Raw genomic sequence first — 14,399 nt, 5'->3', positions numbered from 1 at the left:
CCCCTCACCCCCGCCGAACTGGTCGACCTCTTCCTGCACGGCGCCATCCAGACCGCATGAGCGACCTTTGAGCGCGCGGGCGGCACGGCGGTGACGTACGCATTGCCCGGCTGCCCCGGCGACACGGGGAAAATAATCCGGCCCGCCGGGGAATGAGTGGGGGCGGGGTGTGGTTACATACATCGTGGCCGGTGTGTCCAGTGTCCCCGGGCCTCACCTATTGCCTTCACGGAATACCGTTCGGCTGGAGCCGTGTTGTGCCTTTCGCCGAGAGGCGACCTGCACACCGGTACGCACGTGTGGAACGCCCGCCCTCCCACCAGAGGGCGGGCGTTCTGCATTCACACCTTCCCGTAGTACGGGTCCGTGATTCCCCCGGGCGAGGCCAGCGCCTCGGTGTCGAGCCCGGTCAGCCGGGCACCGGCCTGGTAAGCGCTGTCCAGAAACTCCAGCACCGCCCCCACGGGATCCTCCATGGCCCGGACGTCGTCGTAGCGCAGGACGGCCAGGTGACTGCCCCTGGCCGGGATCCACTCGGCCTGCGCGGGCCGCAGCTGCTCGCGTTCCAGGCCCTCGGGTTCCGGCGCGGTGTAGGAGTAGAACGCCGGCCACGGGCGCTCCCTGTCGCCGAACCAGAAGCCCGAGCTGATCACCTCCCAGCTGTACGCCTCCCGCGTGATCGGGTCGGTGTCCGGTGAGACCTTCACCACCCGCCCGGTGAACCGCGTGACGGCGATGTCGAAGGTGTGCCAGAAGTGGTGCACCGGGCTGGTCTTGCCGGCGAAGTCGGCGGCGAACCGGTCGAGCAGCTGCACCACCTGCGACAGGATCCGCCAGTACCGGTTGATCAGCATCGGGTCGTAACGCGCGTGCAGGGTGTCCTCGGGGAACGGCGTGTCGTCGTCCAGGTCGAACGGCACGGCCCAGATCTCCGGCCGGATCCCCAGCCCGGCCAGCGTCTCGAACAGCCGGTCGTGGAACGACGCGACGGACCGGCCGATCAGGCTGAACTCCGCGCTGCGCCCGTCGAGCACGTCGACGACCAGGCGATGGCGGATGAGGTCGAAGTCGATGCAGAACAGCGGCTGCTCGTCCAGCCCGCCCATCGGACGGGTGGTGAGCCCCCGTCCCGTCGGGTGGAACGGGACCTGCCACCAGTGGTTACGCCGGTTGCTGCTGGAGAGGCGGATCTTCCCCACGATCTGCGCGAATCTGTGAAAGGTCTCCTTCGCTTCCGTCCACTCCGCGAGCGGCATGGCCGGGAACAGCTCCATGATCGGCCCCCTCCGATTTAGAGCATTTCCCCGCAATCGTAACTACGAGGCGTATTCGCCCAAATCCCCGGGGTGGCGGCGCCACTCTGCGGCTACACTCCTTGACTTGAAGCGTGGTTCAAGTCAAGGAGCCCAGTGGACGGCACGTTGATAGACATCGGCGAGGTGGCCAGGCGCAGCGGGCTGGCCGCGTCCGCGCTGCGGTTCTACGAGCGCAAGGGCCTCATCCAGGCCGAGGGCCGCAACGGGCTGCGCCGCGCCTACCGCCCGGAGACGCTGGAGCGCCTGGAGCTGATCTCCTGCGCCCGCGACGCCGGCTTCAGCCTCTCCGAGATCGCCGAGCTCCTGCGCGCCCGTCCGGCCGACACCGAGCTGCGCGCCCGCATGGCCGTCAAGGAGCGTGAGGTCGCCGAGCGGGTCGACCAGCTGACCCGGCTGCGCGACAGCCTGCGCCACGCCGCCGTCTGCGACCACGACCCGCTGGTCGAGTGTCCGGAGTTCAAGCACGCCGTACGCCGCGTGCCCGTCACGCGGAGCTGACGTACTTGCGCGGCCGCAGGGCGTGGGCGCGCAGCGCCGCCAGGGCCGCGAGCTGCCCCGGCCGGTCCATCCGCACCGCCAGCTCGTCGCCGAACGCCAGCCCCAGAGCCGTGAGCTGGGTGACCAGGTCGTCCACCGGCCGGGCCACGTCGTCGAGGCCGGTCGCCGGATGCCAGCCCTCGCCGCCCACCACCTCGGCCACCCGTTCGCGCAGCTGGGCGGGCGACATCAGTGTGCCGTCGGCGAGCAACATCAGCGCCGCCTCCCTCGCCGCCACCTCGAACTCGTGCTCGCCCCTGGCCAGCAGCAGCCGGGTGACCGCCGACCACATGGCGTCCTTCGAGCGCAGCAGCCGCATGCCGTAGTCGGTGATGGCCAGCCGGGTGCCGTCGCGGCGGATCGCGCCCAGCTCGCGTTCGGCCAGGTCACGCAGCCGCAGCGCCTCCGGTGAGGGCGCGAGGCGCAGCGGCAGCGTCTCGCCCGAGGCCGCCACGGACAGCAGCCGGTGCAGCGCGGGCAGCGGCTGCGCCGGCACGGGCGCGTGCAGCCGCACCTCGAACGGCTGCGCCAGCTCCCGCCGCGCCGGGCCGCGCCCCAGCACCCAGCGGTTGAGCCGCTCGCCGTGCACCCGGTTGAGCCAGCTGTCGCCGCCCAGCTCGGCGCGCGGCTCGGTGAGCCAGCGGCGGGTCAGGGTGGCGCGGTCGATCGTCTCGCCGGCCACGATGGCCAGCTCGAGCGCGGCGGAGCAGGCCAGGTGGGCGCCCAGCTCCTCCGGGCCCATGATCATGCTCCACTGCAGCTCCGGCACGTCGGGCGGGAGCACGCCGGTGGCCTCCAGCGCCTGCTGGTAGGCGCTGGTGCCGGCCTCCTCGCCCTCCTGCTGGTAGGTGCGCAGGATCTGCATGGTGGTCGGGGAGTCGCACAGGGCGGCGTACCGCTCCATGCCACCCAGCTGGAGCAACTGGCCGAGGGAGCGCGCCAGCCGCTCGTGGTTGAGCGGGCCCACCTTGATCGGCAGGGTGTACCAGAGGAACTCGCAGACGTCGAGCTGGGTCACCGTCTCCAGTGGCTCCCCACCGGTCAGCCATTCGACGGCGGTCCTGGCCTCGTCGGCCATGTCCGGCTGGGAGCGCTCCATCTCGGCGAGCAGGGCGGCGACATCCGGTGCACTCATGCCTCGAAGTTTGCCGTATCGACCCCGGGCCTGACGATGACCGAATCCGGTGCGAATCGGGTCTTGCACAGCTATTACTCCGAGAAGCGGTTAGTGATCGGACTGCGGACGGTCAGATCCATTGTTTCTCGAAGAGCATGCGGGCCTTCCACTCGGTGTAGGGGAGCAGCTCGCCCGACAGGATCGGGTGCAGCCACCAGAAGTTGATCAGCGCGAGCAGTGCGAAGGCGCCGACGGCCGCGGCCCCGATCGTCCGCCGCACCGGCACCGTGCCGGCCGCCGTGCCCGTCGAAGGCCCGATCAGCAACCCCGCGCACAACGTGATCGCCAGCACCATGAACGGCAGCATCGGGATCGCGTAGAACAGGAACATCGTGCGGTTGTCGGCGATGGCGAAGTAGAACCACGGCAGCCACCCCATCGCGTACGCCAGCAGCACGGCCCCGGCCCGCCAGTCGCGCGAGGAGAAGTACCACACGATCAGCGCCACCAGCGCGGCCACCGCGCCGAACCAGATCACCGGCGTGCCCACCCCGAGCACCGCCTCGGAGCAGTCCTTGACGCCGCAGGCGTTCTGCCTGCCCTCGTAGTAGAAGGCCACCGGACGCAGCAGCAGCGGCCACTGCCACGGCTCGGACATGTACGGGTGGGAGGTCTCCAGGCCGCTGTGGAAGGTGAAGACCTGCCACTGGTAGTGGATCCACGACCGCATCGAGTCGAAGAGGAAGAACAGCGGGTTGTCGGCGGAGGTGGCGCGCTCCCAGTTGCGCCCGTAGCCGGTGGCGTTGGCGAACCAGCCCGCCCAGGTGGCCATGTACGCCACGAACGGCACCACCGCGAACGCCACGATCCCCTGCGGCACGTCCTTGTTGAACGCCCCCACGTACGGCTGGCGCAGCCCCACGGCGCGGCGGGCGCCGAAGTCCCACATCAGCGACATGATCGCGAACGCGACCGCGAACGCCAGCCCCGACCACTTGACCGACATCGCGAACGCCAGGCACACCCCGGCCCCGATCCGCCACCACCGGACGCCCAGCGGCGGGCCCTGCGGCGAGGTGGGCGCGCTCTCGTACCAGGCGGCCAGCTTCTCGCGCGCCCGGTCGCGGTCGACCACCAGGCAGGCGAACGCGGCCAGCACCCAGAACATCAGGAAGATGTCGAGCAGCGCCGTGCGGGAGAGCACGTAGTGGAGGCCGTCGAGGGCCAGCAGCAGCCCCGCCAAGCAGCCGAGCAGCGTCGAACGCGTCATCCGGCGGGCGACCCGGGCCAGGATCAGAATCGACAGCGTGCCGATCACCGCCGCGGCGAAGCGCCAGCCGAACGGGTTGAGCCCGAACAACCACTCGCCCGCGCCGATCATCCACTTGCCGAGCGGCGGGTGCACGACGTAGGAGGCGCACTTGTCGAGGGCGTCGGGCGCGCACGACTGCCAGATGTCGGTCCTGCCGGCGATGATCGCCTTGTCGGCGTCCTTGACCGTGACCCGTTCGACCCCCCAGTTGATCAGGGAGTACGCGTCCTTCATGTAGTACGTCTCGTCGAACACCACGGCCTTGGGATGGCCGAGCTGGACGAACCGTAGAATCCCGCCGAACAACGTCACGAGCAGCGGCCCCACCCATCCCCACATCACGCTGCCGCGCATGGGGGGCACCATCCGATCGCGTACGGAGCGGGCCTGAGGACGGCCCTCGCCGTCGCCCGGGCTCTCGTATGCCTGGTACGAAGAGTCGGTCACCGCCACTTGGCCATCGTACGGGCCCCAGAGTGGTGGTTACCCAAGAAACACGGTGCAATCGGGATGCCCTGCCACAATGGTCAGGTGACTGGGAACGGCAGGTTGGTGCTGGCAGGAGCCCCCATAGGCCAGGCGGGCGACGTCTCGCCGCGGCTGCGGGAGGTGCTGGCGGGCGCCGACGTCGTGGCCGCCGAGGACACCCGGCGGCTGCGCAGGCTCGCCGCCGACCTGGGCGTCGAGATCACCGGCCGGGTGGTCTCCTACTACGACCAGAACGAAGCCGCCCGCGCCCAGGAGCTCGTCGAGACCCTCAAGGAGGGCCGCACGGTCGTGGTGATCACCGATGCGGGCATGCCGGGCGTCTCCGACCCCGGCTACCGCCTGACGCACCTCGCGATCGAGGCCGGCGTCACGGTCACCGCGCTGCCCGGGCCGAGCGCCGTCACGACCGCGCTGGCCGTGTCGGGGCTGGCCAGCGACCGGTTCTGCTTCGAGGGCTTCCCGCCGCGCAAGACCGGCGACCGGGCCCGCCGCCTGACCGCCCTCACGCGGGAGGAGCGGACGATGGTCTTCTTCGAGGCCCCGCACCGGCTGGCCGACTCGCTGGCGGCCATGGCCGAGGCGTTCGGCCCCGACCGGCCGGCCGCCGTGTGCCGCGAGCTGACCAAGACCTACGAGGAGGTCCGCCGGGGCGGGCTCGGCGAGCTGGCCGAATGGGCGGCCGGGGGCGTCAAGGGCGAGATCACGATCGTGGTGGCCGGCTACGTGGCAGGCGCCGCCGAGCACGACCCCGACGCGCTGGTCGCCGAGGTCGACCGGCGGGTGGCCGAGGGCGAGCAGCGCAAGCTCGCGATCGCCGACGTGGCGAGGAACGCCGGCATCCCCAAACGCGAGCTGTACGACCTGGTTCACAGGAGATCCACTACGCCATAGGGTGCGCATCGTGGGCAACCGGGGGGAGTCGGCGCGGCGGCTGGTCCCGCCCATGCCGGGTTCGCCGCTGCTGGGGTGGGCCGCGCCGCTGCTGGTGGCGCTCTTCGGCGGGATCCTGAGGTTCGTCCGGCTCGGCGAGCCCAGGGCCGTGGTGTTCGACGAGACGTACTACATGAAGGACGCGTACTCGCTGCTGGTCCACGGCGTCGAGCGGTCCATGCTGGGCGACGCGGAGGACCCCGTCGCCGACCGGCGCATCCTCGCCGGGAACCTCGACGTCTTCCGCGAGTGCGCCCAGCAGACCGACTGCGCCTCCTTCGTCGCCCACCCGCCGCTCGGCAAGTGGATGATCGCGGCGGGTGAGTGGCTGTTCGGGATGACGCCGTTCGGCTGGCGGTTCGCCGCGGCGCTGGCCGGCACGCTGTCGATCCTGGTCATGGCCAGGGTGGCCCGGCGGATGACCCGTTCGACACTGCTCGGCTGCCTGGCCGGGCTGCTGCTCGCGCTCGACGGCCTGCACCTGGTGTTGTCGCGTACGGCGCTGCTCGACGTCTTCCTGATGTTCTGGGTGCTGGCCGGGTTCGCCTGCCTGGTGGCCGACCGCGACTGGGCGCGCGGCCGGCTGACCGCCTGGTACGCCGCCTCGCCCGTCACCGGGCGGGGCCCGCGGCTCGGCACACGGCCGTGGCGGCTGGCCGCCGGGGTCTGCCTCGGGGCCGCGTGCGCGGTCAAGTGGTCGGGGATCTTCTTCCTGCTGGCGTTCGCCGTGCTGAGCGTGATGTGGGACATGGGCGCCCGGCGGGCGATCGGGCTGCGGCGGCCGTACCGGGGGGCCTGGGCCTACGACGTGCCGGGCGCGGCGGGGGCGCTGGCGCTGGCGCCCGCGGCGGCCTACCTCCTGTCGTGGACGGGCTGGTTCGCCACCGCCGGCGGGTGGGGGCGCGACTGGGAGCGGGCCACGTCGTCAGGGCCGCTCTTCTTCGTGTTCGACTCGCTGCGGTCGTGGGTGCGCTACCAGCTCGACGTGCTCGGCTACCACAGCGGCCTGGAGGAGTACCACCCGTACATGTCGGAGCCGTGGCAGTGGCCGGTGCTGTTACGGCCGGTCTCCTTCCACTTCCCCGCCGACCTGCCGCCGTCGGCCTGCGGCGCCGACCGATGCGCGCAGGCCGTGCTCGGCGTCGGCACCCCCGCCCTCTGGTACGGCTCCCTGCTCGCGCTCGTCGCCCTCGTCGCCTGGTACGTCGCCACCCGCGACTGGCGGGCCGGGGCCGTGCTCCTGGCGTTCGCGGCCGGCTGGTTGCCGTGGTTCTACTACGCCGTCGCCGACAACCGCACGATGTACCTCTTCTACATGATCCCCGTGGTGCCGTTCATGGTGCTGGCGGTGGTGCTCGCGGCGGGGCTGCTGCTCGGCAGGGCCGACGCGCCGCCCGGGCGGCGGGCGTTCGGCGCGGCCGTCGTGGGGGCGTTCGCGCTGGTCGTGCTGGTGAACTACGGGTGGCTGCACCCCGTGCTGACCGCCGAGACCATCACGCACGCACAGTGGTCGACTCGGATGCTTTTCTCCTCCTGGGTGACCTCCGCCCCCAGGTGACGCCCCGGCGCAGCGTGATCGCCGCCGCGATGCAGGCCAGCGGCACGGCCGGCAGCACGTAGCGGTAGTCGAACTCCGCCGTCGCCGCCGGGGCCAGCAGCAGCCCCACCGAGCCCAGCCACGGCAGCACCACCGGCCCGCCGAACGTGCGCCAGCGCACCACGACGCCGTACAGGCCGATCAGCAGGATGCCGCCGAGCATGATGCCGCGCAGGTAGAAGACCTTCTGGTAGCCGGCCATGATGTCGGCCCACGGATGCACGATGCGCGTCTCCGGCGGGCCCTGCTCGTAGGCGAACGCGTCGGTGTCGGTGCGGCCGCCCGCGTACGACGACCACTTCGGCAGCCGCTTCGGCTGGCCGTTCTCGTCGATCTGGACGTACGGCCTGAACTCGTACATGTTGTATGTCGACTCGTCGGGGAACCGCGGCCGTGACCAGTGGAACGAACGCAGGAAGTCGCGCGCCACCACCTGCAGGTAGTCGCCGGGCTGCGAAAGGATCGCCCGCGTGGCGAACGCGCTGGCCGCCTCGTTGGTGATCTCGCTCCACTTCTTGTTGGTGCCCCACCGGTGCAGCACCTCGCCGGTGCCGGTGCCGTCGCCGTTGCCCTGACCCCACAGGTACCACTGGGCGTAGTCTTTGCGCTGGTCGACGGGGTCGTTGATGCACAGCAGAAGAAGCTCGACCTCGCGGTACTTGTCGATGTCCATCTTGTTGCAGTCGGCGAAGATGGCCGTGCGCATGTACAAGATGAGGCCGTCGCTGTTGGTCATCGCGAACTTGCCGTGCGCCGAGGCGAACCACCCCATGTAGGCCAGCACCGGGATCGCGCAGGCGGTCAGGACCGCCGTGACCGGCCGCCAGCCCGCCCGCTTGACCAGCAGGTAGAGCACCACCAGCGCGAGGATCGGCAGGCCGATCGAGCGCGTCAGCCAGGTCAGCGCCAGCAGCAGTCCGACGACCGCGCCCGCCTTCCACGTCAGCCGCCGCTTCCACAACACCAGCGTGATGACGCCCACCACGAGCAGCATGAACTGTGTGTCGGACATCACCAGCTGCTCCAGCTGGATCTGGTAGGCGTCGAACAACACCGGCGCCGCCGCCAGCGTGGCCCCCCACTTGGGCAGCCGGAACTTGATGCGCAGCAGGGCGTAGATGAGCGCCGCCGTGGCCAGGCCCATCAGGTGCTGGGTGAAGACCACCAGGGTGAAACTGTGGAACGGCTGGAGCAGCATCAGCCAGAAGCTGTAGCCGTCGGGCCTGATCGGGTGGGGCCTCGGGTGCAGCGCCACCGAGACGTACTCGTAGGAGTCGTTGAACCACATGGCGGGCCCGTAGCCGAGCATGGTGACGAGCCGCAGCACGGCGCCCACGCCGAAGGCCGCGGCGAACACCCGATGCCTGCGCACGAGGGCCAGCAGACGAGCCGCCCAGCCAGGAGCGGAGGGGTCCACAGGGGTAATCTCCGCGACGCTCACCATGCTGTAAAGAATGCCAGTCGTTTCCAGGTCCGTGCCCGAGCATGGTCGCGTTCGGGGCATCATGGTCTACTGGAAGAGCCTTAACTGAAGGGTAGACACGTGGAACTGACGGTGGTCATGCCCTGCCTCAACGAGGCGGAGACCGTGGAAGTCTGTGTGCGCAAGGCCTTGGCGTGCATGGAGGAGCACGGCATCGAGGGCGAGGTGCTGATCGCCGACAACGGCAGCACGGACGGCTCGCAGCAGCTGGCCCGTGACGCCGGAGCCCGCGTGGTCCACGTGGCCGAGAAGGGGTACGGCAACGCCCTCATGGGCGGCATCAGGGCCGCCCGCGGCAGGTTCGTCATCATGGGCGACGCCGACGACTCCTACGACTTCACCGCCCTGATGCCGTTCGTCGAGCAGTTGCGCGACGGCGCCGACCTGGTGATGGGCAACCGTTTCAAGGGCGGCATCGCGCCGGGCGCCATGCCGCCGCTGCACCGCTACCTCGGCAACCCGGTGTTGTCGTTCATCGGCAGGTTGTTCTTCCCGTCGGCGATCGGTGACTTCCACTGCGGCCTGCGGGGATTCCGGCGCGAGGCGATCCTGCGGCTGCAGCTGCAGACCGGCGGCATGGAGTTCGCCTCCGAGATGGTGGTGCGCTCGACGCTCGCGGGGCTCGACGTCCGCGAGGTGCCGACGACGCTCTCGCCCGACGGCCGCTCCCGCCCGCCCCACCTGCGCTCCTGGCGCGACGGCTGGCGTCACCTGCGCTTCCTGCTCCTCTACAGCCCGAAGTGGCTGTTCTTCTACCCCGGCGTGCTGATGATGGCCGTCGGCCTGGTGGCCGGCACGGCGCTGGTGTTCGGGCCGGTCGAGATCGGCGAGCTGGCGTTCGACGTCGACACGCTGGTGGGCACCTCCGCGCTGGTCGTGATCGGCTTCCAGGCGGCGCTGTTCGCGCTCTTCACGAAGGTGTACGCCGCCGAGGAGGGCTTCCTGCCGGAGTCGCCGCGCATCCGCCGGATCATCGACCTGGTGAGCCTGGAGAAGGGGCTCATCGCGGGCGGTCTGCTGGCGCTGGCGGGCCTGGTGGGGCTGGTGATGTCGCTGGTCCACTGGCAGGTGCGCAGCTTCGGCGAGCTCAACCCGCGCGAGTCGTTGCGCATCGTCGTGCCCTCGGCCACGGCGTTCGTCATGAGCTTCCAGACCATCTTCGCCTCGCTGTTCATCAGCATCCTCAGCATCCGCCGCACCCGCGAGTCCTCCGTCGACGTCGCCGCCAAGGCGGCCGAGGAGGCCGCCGAGGCGGTCAAGCTGGAGAAGACCAAGGGATGACCAGGGATGACCAAGGGATGAGCAAGGGATAATCGCGTGGCTCGCGGCGGCGTCGCCGTGCCATGGTGGCGGCCATGAACAGCCGCCTCTCCCGTGACGCTTTCCGCGACCCGCTGGTCGAAGACGAAGTCCCGTACGCCGTGCTCGCGCCGGACGGACACGGCGAGGGCCTGCCGCTGATCCTGGTCCTGCACGGCGCCGACTCCTCCAGCGACTTCCTCGCCATGTTGCGGCCGATCGCCGAGGCCCTGTGGGATGACGGCACGCTTCCTCCCTCCCTGCTCGCCTGCGCCTCGACGCCCACGGCCGGGGGCTTCTACATCGACCGGCCCGGCAACGCGTGGGAGAGCCTGATCGCCAGGCGGTCGCCTCCCAGCGGGCCGCGCTGACCTTCATCGGCGCCGCCCAGCGCAGAGCGGCGGGCGACGACCGCACCGACGCCGACCGCGAGCTGGAGGCCGCCTGGCGTAACTGGGCCGCCGCCGGCCGCCAGGGAGCCCCGCCCCGGCTCGACGCCTTCGGCGTCAGCGCCTCCACGGCCGTGCGCGCCGCGCTCGGACCGGAGCTCGCCGAGGCGGCCCGGCGCGACCCGACCACCGCGCGCCGCTACGGAATCCTCCCGCCCGGATGACCGGGGATTCGGTACGAGGTGTCCGCGCGGTCCCCGTAGGCTTAGGGACATGTCCCAGCACATCTTGACCGCCGTCGCGTGGCCGTACGCTAACGGCCCCCGCCACATCGGGCACGTCTCCGGATTCGGCGTGCCGTCCGACGTCTTCAGCCGCTACCAGCGGATGGCGGGCAACAAGGTGCTGATGGTGTCCGGCACCGACGAACACGGCACGCCCATCCAGGTGCAGGCCGACAAGGAGGGCGTCAGCGCCAAGGAGCTGGCCGACCGCTACAACCGTGTCATCGCCGAAGACCTGACGGGCCTCGGCCTGTCGTACGACCTGTTCACCCGGACGACCACGAAGAACCACTACGCCGTCACGCAGGAGATCTTCAAAGGCCTCTACGACAACGGCTATATCTTCCCCAAGACCACGATGGGCGCGATCTCGCCGTCCACCGGCCGCACGCTGCCCGACCGCTACATCGAGGGCACCTGCCCCATCTGCGGTTACGACGGCGCGCGCGGCGACCAGTGCGACAACTGCGGCAACCAGCTCGACCCGATCCAGCTGATCAACCCGGTGAGCCGCATCAACGGCGAGACCCCGGTCTTCGTCGAGACCGAGCACTTCATGCTCGACCTGCCCGCCTTCGCCGAGGTGCTCGGCTCCTACCTGCAGTCCAAGCAGGGCGAGTGGCGGCCCAACGTGCTGAAGTTCGCCCTCAACCTGCTCGGCGACCTGCAGCCGCGGGCGATCAGCCGCGACCTCGACTGGGGCGTGCCGATCCCGCTCGACGGCTGGCGCGACCAGCCCAACAAGCGGCTCTACGTCTGGTTCGACGCGGTCATCGGCTACCTGTCGGCCTCCATCGAGTGGGCCAGGCGCTCCGGCGACCCCGACGCCTGGCGCCAGTGGTGGCAGAATCCCGACGCCCGCGGCTACTACTTCATGGGCAAGGACAACATCGTCTTCCACGCCGAGATCTGGCCGGCGATGCTGCTCGGCTACAGCGGCCAGGGCGACCGCGGCGGCAAGCCCGGCCCCCTCGGGGCGCTGGAGGTGCCGTCCGAGGTGGTCTCCAGCGAGTTCCTGACGATGGAGGGCCGCAAGTTCTCCTCATCCCGGCAGGTCGTCATCTACGTCCGCGACTTCCTCGCGCGGTACGACGCCGACGCCCTGCGCTACTACATCGCGGTGGCCGGTCCGGAAAACCAGGACACCGACTTCACCTGGCAGGAGTTCGTCAACCGCAACAACGGCGAGCTGGTCGCCGCCTGGGGCAACCTGGTCAACCGGTCGATCTCCATGGCCGCGAAGAACTTCGGGGTCGTGCCCGAGCCCGGCGAGCTGACCGACGCCGACCGGGCGCTGCTGGAGCGCTCGCGGGGCGCGTTCGGCCCGGTGGGCGCCGAGCTCGGCAGGTCGCGGTTCAAGAACGCGATCACCGAGGCGTTCGACGTGGTGCGCGAGGCCAACCGCTACCTGGCCGAGCAGGAGCCGTGGAAGCTCAAGGACGACCCGGAGCGGCAGAAGTCCATCCTGCACGTCGCCCTCCAGGTGGTCGACGACGCCAAGACGATGCTCACGCCGTTCCTGCCCAGCTCGTCCAACAAGGTCTTCGCCATGCTGGGCGGCGAGGGCGTGTGGTCGGGCATGCCGGAGATCCGGGAGGTCGACGAGGACGGCGGCACGCCGTACCCGGTGATCAGCGGCGACTACGACGGCGCGGCCCGCTGGGAGCACCGGCCGATCCGGCCCGGCACGCCGCTCGCGCCGCCGGTGCCGCTGTTCAAGAAGCTCGACCCGAAGGTCGTCGACGAGGAGCTCGCCCGCCTGGGCGAGTGAATCATCGGGGCCGCTACGGTTGATGGCGTGAGCAAGCTTCCCGTCGCGCCAGAGCCGCTTTCCTCGCCCGTGTTCGACAGCCACTGCCACCTCGACATCATGGTCGGCAATCGGCAGGCGTCCTCGGGCGATCCGGTGGCGCAGGCCGCGCAGGCGGCCTCCGCCACCGTGCGGAGCATCCTCGACGACGCTCGGGCGGTCGGCGTGACGCGGCTGGTCACGATCGGCTACGACCTGCCCTCCTCGCGATGGAACGCCGACGTGGCGGCCCAGCAGGAGGGCGTCTACGCCGGCGTGGCCATCCACCCCAACGAGGCGCACGCGTCGACGCCCGAGGTGCTGGCCGAGATCGAGGCGCTGGCCGGTCGGCCCGAGGTGCGGGCCGTCGGGGAGACGGGGCTCGACTACTACCGCGACTGGGCGAGCAAGGACGACCAGCACGCGAGCTTCCGGGCGCACGTCGAGATCGCCAAGCGCACCGGGAAGGCGCTGGTCATCCACGACCGCGAGGCCCACGACGACGTGTTGCGGGTGCTGGCGGAGGAGGGGGCGCCGGAGAAGGTGGTGTTCCACAGCTACTCCGGGGACGCCGAGATGGCGAAAAAGTGCGTTGAAGCCGGATATTTCATGTCTTTTTCCGGGCCGGTGACGTACAAGAACGCCGGCTACCTGCGCGAGGCCGCCGAGGTCGCGCCCCCGGAGCTCATGCTGGTCGAGACCGACGCCCCCTACCTGCCGCCGGTGCCGCACCGCGGCAAGCCCAACGCCCCCTACCTCATCCCGCTCACGTTGCGCTGCCTGGCCGAGGTCAAGGGTGTCCATCCCGACCGCCTGTGCGAGGCGATCAGCGCCAACGGAGTCACGGTCTTCGGCGAGTGGTGACCATCTTTCGGTAGACCACGTGATGGGCGCGCCGCGTCCACCGTTAGCGTTCGGGCCGATTCCGGATACGGAGGTGGCTCGTGCGAGGCAGGAGACGTGCGCCCCGTCCGCCGATTCCGTGGCGTTCCCCGTGGGCACCGGTCGTGTGCGTGGCGGGCGCGGTCGCGGTCGGCGCGATCATGGCGGTGTCGGCGCTGGTCAAGGACGTCGTCGTGGTCGTCGACGGCGACCGCAGGCCGGTGCGCGGCTTCGCCGGCACCGTGGAGGAGGTGCTCGCCGACGCCGGGGTGTCGCTCGGCTTCGCCGACGTCGTACGCCCCGCCGCCCAGGAGACGGTCTCCGACGGCGTCACCATCGAGGTACGCCGGGCCCGCCCCCTCACCCTGACCGTGGACGGCCGTACCAGCCGGCATCTGGTCACCGCCACGAACGTCGGCGAGGCCCTGGCCGAGCTGGACATCGCCCCCGCCGGCGGCCGGCTGTCGGCCCCGCCCTCGGACGCGGTGCCGCTGGAGGGCATGGAGCTGACCGTCGACACGCGGCGCAGGGTGTACGTCGTGGCGGGCAGCACGCGGGTCGCCTCCCGGACCACCGCGAGGACGGTGCGCGAGGTGCTGCGGCAGAAGCGGGTCTCCCTGAGCCCCGGCTCCCAGGTGCATCCGCCGCTGGCCACCTTCCCGAAGGACGGCACCGTCATCACCGTCACCCCGCCCCGCACCATCCCGATCCCGCCCGAAGTGGCGAGCCTCGACTGGCCCGCCCTGGCCCTGTGCGAGTCGGGCGGCGATCCGCTGGCGTACAACCCCGAGGGCCCCTACTACGGCCTCTACCAGTTCAGCGTCCCGATGTGGCGGGCGGTGGGCGGCATGGGCCTGCCGAGCGCGTGGCCCGAGGACGAGCAGACCTATCGCGCCCAACTGCTCTACCAGCACGTCGACGGCCACTGGAAAGGCCAATGGCCCACCTGCGGCCCCCACCCTGTCTCTTATACAC

Annotated in this window: 13 protein-coding genes; 9 read left to right on the top strand and 4 right to left on the bottom strand. The window is 70.6% G+C overall.

Translation table 11 applies throughout. The annotated features are described in order from the left end of the window. Positions 1-341: 341 nt before the first annotated feature. Positions 342-1,274 (bottom strand): DUF5996 family protein, encoded by a 933-nt coding sequence (locus C1J01_RS37210; RefSeq protein ID WP_111183657.1) that lies wholly within the window; start codon positions 1,272-1,274, stop codon positions 342-344. Between the two features lie 135 nt (positions 1,275-1,409). Between C1J01_RS37210 and C1J01_RS37205 the strand changes: the two genes are divergently transcribed. Further along, positions 1,410-1,814, top strand: a complete 405-nt coding sequence (locus tag C1J01_RS37205) for a MerR family transcriptional regulator (RefSeq protein WP_111183656.1) — start codon at positions 1,410-1,412, stop codon at positions 1,812-1,814. Here C1J01_RS37205 and C1J01_RS50420 read toward each other — a convergent pair. Both C1J01_RS50420 and C1J01_RS37195 read right to left on the bottom strand, forming a co-directional pair. Beyond that, a complete protein-coding gene (locus C1J01_RS50420; RefSeq protein ID WP_235854922.1) occupies positions 1,801-2,988 on the bottom strand; it encodes a hypothetical protein in 1,188 nt (395 codons plus the stop codon). The genes C1J01_RS37205 and C1J01_RS50420 overlap by 14 nt on opposite strands. Positions 2,989-3,100: 112 nt before the next feature. After that, positions 3,101-4,735, bottom strand: coding sequence for a dolichyl-phosphate-mannose--protein mannosyltransferase (locus tag C1J01_RS37195; protein ID WP_111183654.1), 1,635 nt, complete (start codon positions 4,733-4,735; stop codon positions 3,101-3,103). Positions 4,736-4,792: 57 nt separating this feature from the next. Between C1J01_RS37195 and rsmI the strand changes: the two genes are divergently transcribed. Both rsmI and C1J01_RS37185 read left to right on the top strand, forming a co-directional pair. Continuing rightward, positions 4,793-5,662: a 16S rRNA (cytidine(1402)-2'-O)-methyltransferase gene (gene rsmI, locus C1J01_RS37190; protein WP_111183653.1), complete on the top strand. Its 870-nt coding sequence runs from the start codon at positions 4,793-4,795 to the stop codon at positions 5,660-5,662. A gap of 10 nt (positions 5,663-5,672) precedes the next feature. Continuing rightward, on the top strand, positions 5,673-7,259 hold the full coding sequence (locus C1J01_RS37185) for a dolichyl-phosphate-mannose--protein mannosyltransferase (RefSeq protein WP_328589714.1): 1,587 nt from the start codon (positions 5,673-5,675) through the stop codon (positions 7,257-7,259). Here C1J01_RS37185 and C1J01_RS37180 read toward each other — a convergent pair. After that, positions 7,195-8,742, bottom strand: a complete 1,548-nt coding sequence (locus C1J01_RS37180; protein WP_235854920.1) for a hypothetical protein — start codon at positions 8,740-8,742, stop codon at positions 7,195-7,197. The two genes, C1J01_RS37185 and C1J01_RS37180, sit on opposite strands and share 65 nt — an antisense overlap. Positions 8,743-8,841: 99 nt before the next feature. On the opposite strand from C1J01_RS37180, the gene C1J01_RS37175 reads away from it, so the two are divergent. The 6 genes from C1J01_RS37175 to C1J01_RS37150 form a co-directional block, all read left to right on the top strand. Further along, the gene (locus C1J01_RS37175; protein ID WP_181449181.1) at positions 8,842-10,062 is read left to right on the top strand and encodes a glycosyltransferase family 2 protein; all 1,221 of its coding nucleotides are present in this window, start codon (positions 8,842-8,844) and stop codon (positions 10,060-10,062) included. A gap of 74 nt (positions 10,063-10,136) precedes the next feature. Next, complete coding sequence (locus C1J01_RS37170; RefSeq protein WP_146615862.1) at positions 10,137-10,451, top strand: hypothetical protein; 315 nt, start codon at positions 10,137-10,139, stop codon at positions 10,449-10,451. Then, positions 10,403-10,693, top strand: a complete 291-nt coding sequence (locus C1J01_RS37165; protein ID WP_111183650.1) for a hypothetical protein — start codon at positions 10,403-10,405, stop codon at positions 10,691-10,693. The genes C1J01_RS37170 and C1J01_RS37165 overlap by 49 nt, the downstream gene beginning before the upstream one ends. 49 nt (positions 10,694-10,742) lie before the next feature. After that, the gene (gene metG, locus C1J01_RS37160; RefSeq protein ID WP_111183649.1) at positions 10,743-12,524 is read left to right on the top strand and encodes a methionine--tRNA ligase; all 1,782 of its coding nucleotides are present in this window, start codon (positions 10,743-10,745) and stop codon (positions 12,522-12,524) included. Positions 12,525-12,551: 27 nt separating this feature from the next. After that, positions 12,552-13,406 carry a TatD family hydrolase gene (locus tag C1J01_RS37155; protein ID WP_111183648.1) on the top strand — a complete coding sequence of 285 codons (855 nt, stop codon included), beginning with the start codon at positions 12,552-12,554 and terminating at the stop codon, positions 13,404-13,406. A gap of 149 nt (positions 13,407-13,555) precedes the next feature. Further along, the coding region (locus C1J01_RS37150) for a resuscitation-promoting factor (RefSeq protein ID WP_111183647.1) at positions 13,556-14,399 on the top strand (844 nt) is incomplete at its 3' end.

The sequence above is a fragment of the Nonomuraea aridisoli genome, assembly GCF_003236395.1.
GTDB lineage: Bacteria > Actinomycetota > Actinomycetes > Streptosporangiales > Streptosporangiaceae > Nonomuraea > Nonomuraea aridisoli.
The sequence above is the reverse complement of the archived record's forward strand: the minus strand, read 5'-3'. Positions and strand labels throughout refer to the sequence as shown.

Bases quoted from the DNA above. Each gene is read 5' to 3' on its own strand.
- C1J01_RS37210 (WP_111183657.1), bottom strand. From the start codon at position 1,274: ATGGAGCTGTTCCCGGCCATGCCGCTCGCGGAGTGGACGGAAGCGAAG.
- C1J01_RS50420 (WP_235854922.1), bottom strand. From the start codon at position 2,988: ATGAGTGCACCGGATGTCGCCGCCCTGCTCGCCGAGATGGAGCGCTCC.
- rsmI (WP_111183653.1), top strand. From the start codon at position 4,793: ATGCCCTGCCACAATGGTCAGGTGACTGGGAACGGCAGGTTGGTGCTG.
- C1J01_RS37180 (WP_235854920.1), bottom strand. From the start codon at position 8,742: ATGGTGAGCGTCGCGGAGATTACCCCTGTGGACCCCTCCGCTCCTGGC.
- C1J01_RS37170 (WP_146615862.1), top strand. From the start codon at position 10,137: ATGAACAGCCGCCTCTCCCGTGACGCTTTCCGCGACCCGCTGGTCGAA.
- metG (WP_111183649.1), top strand. From the start codon at position 10,743: ATGTCCCAGCACATCTTGACCGCCGTCGCGTGGCCGTACGCTAACGGC.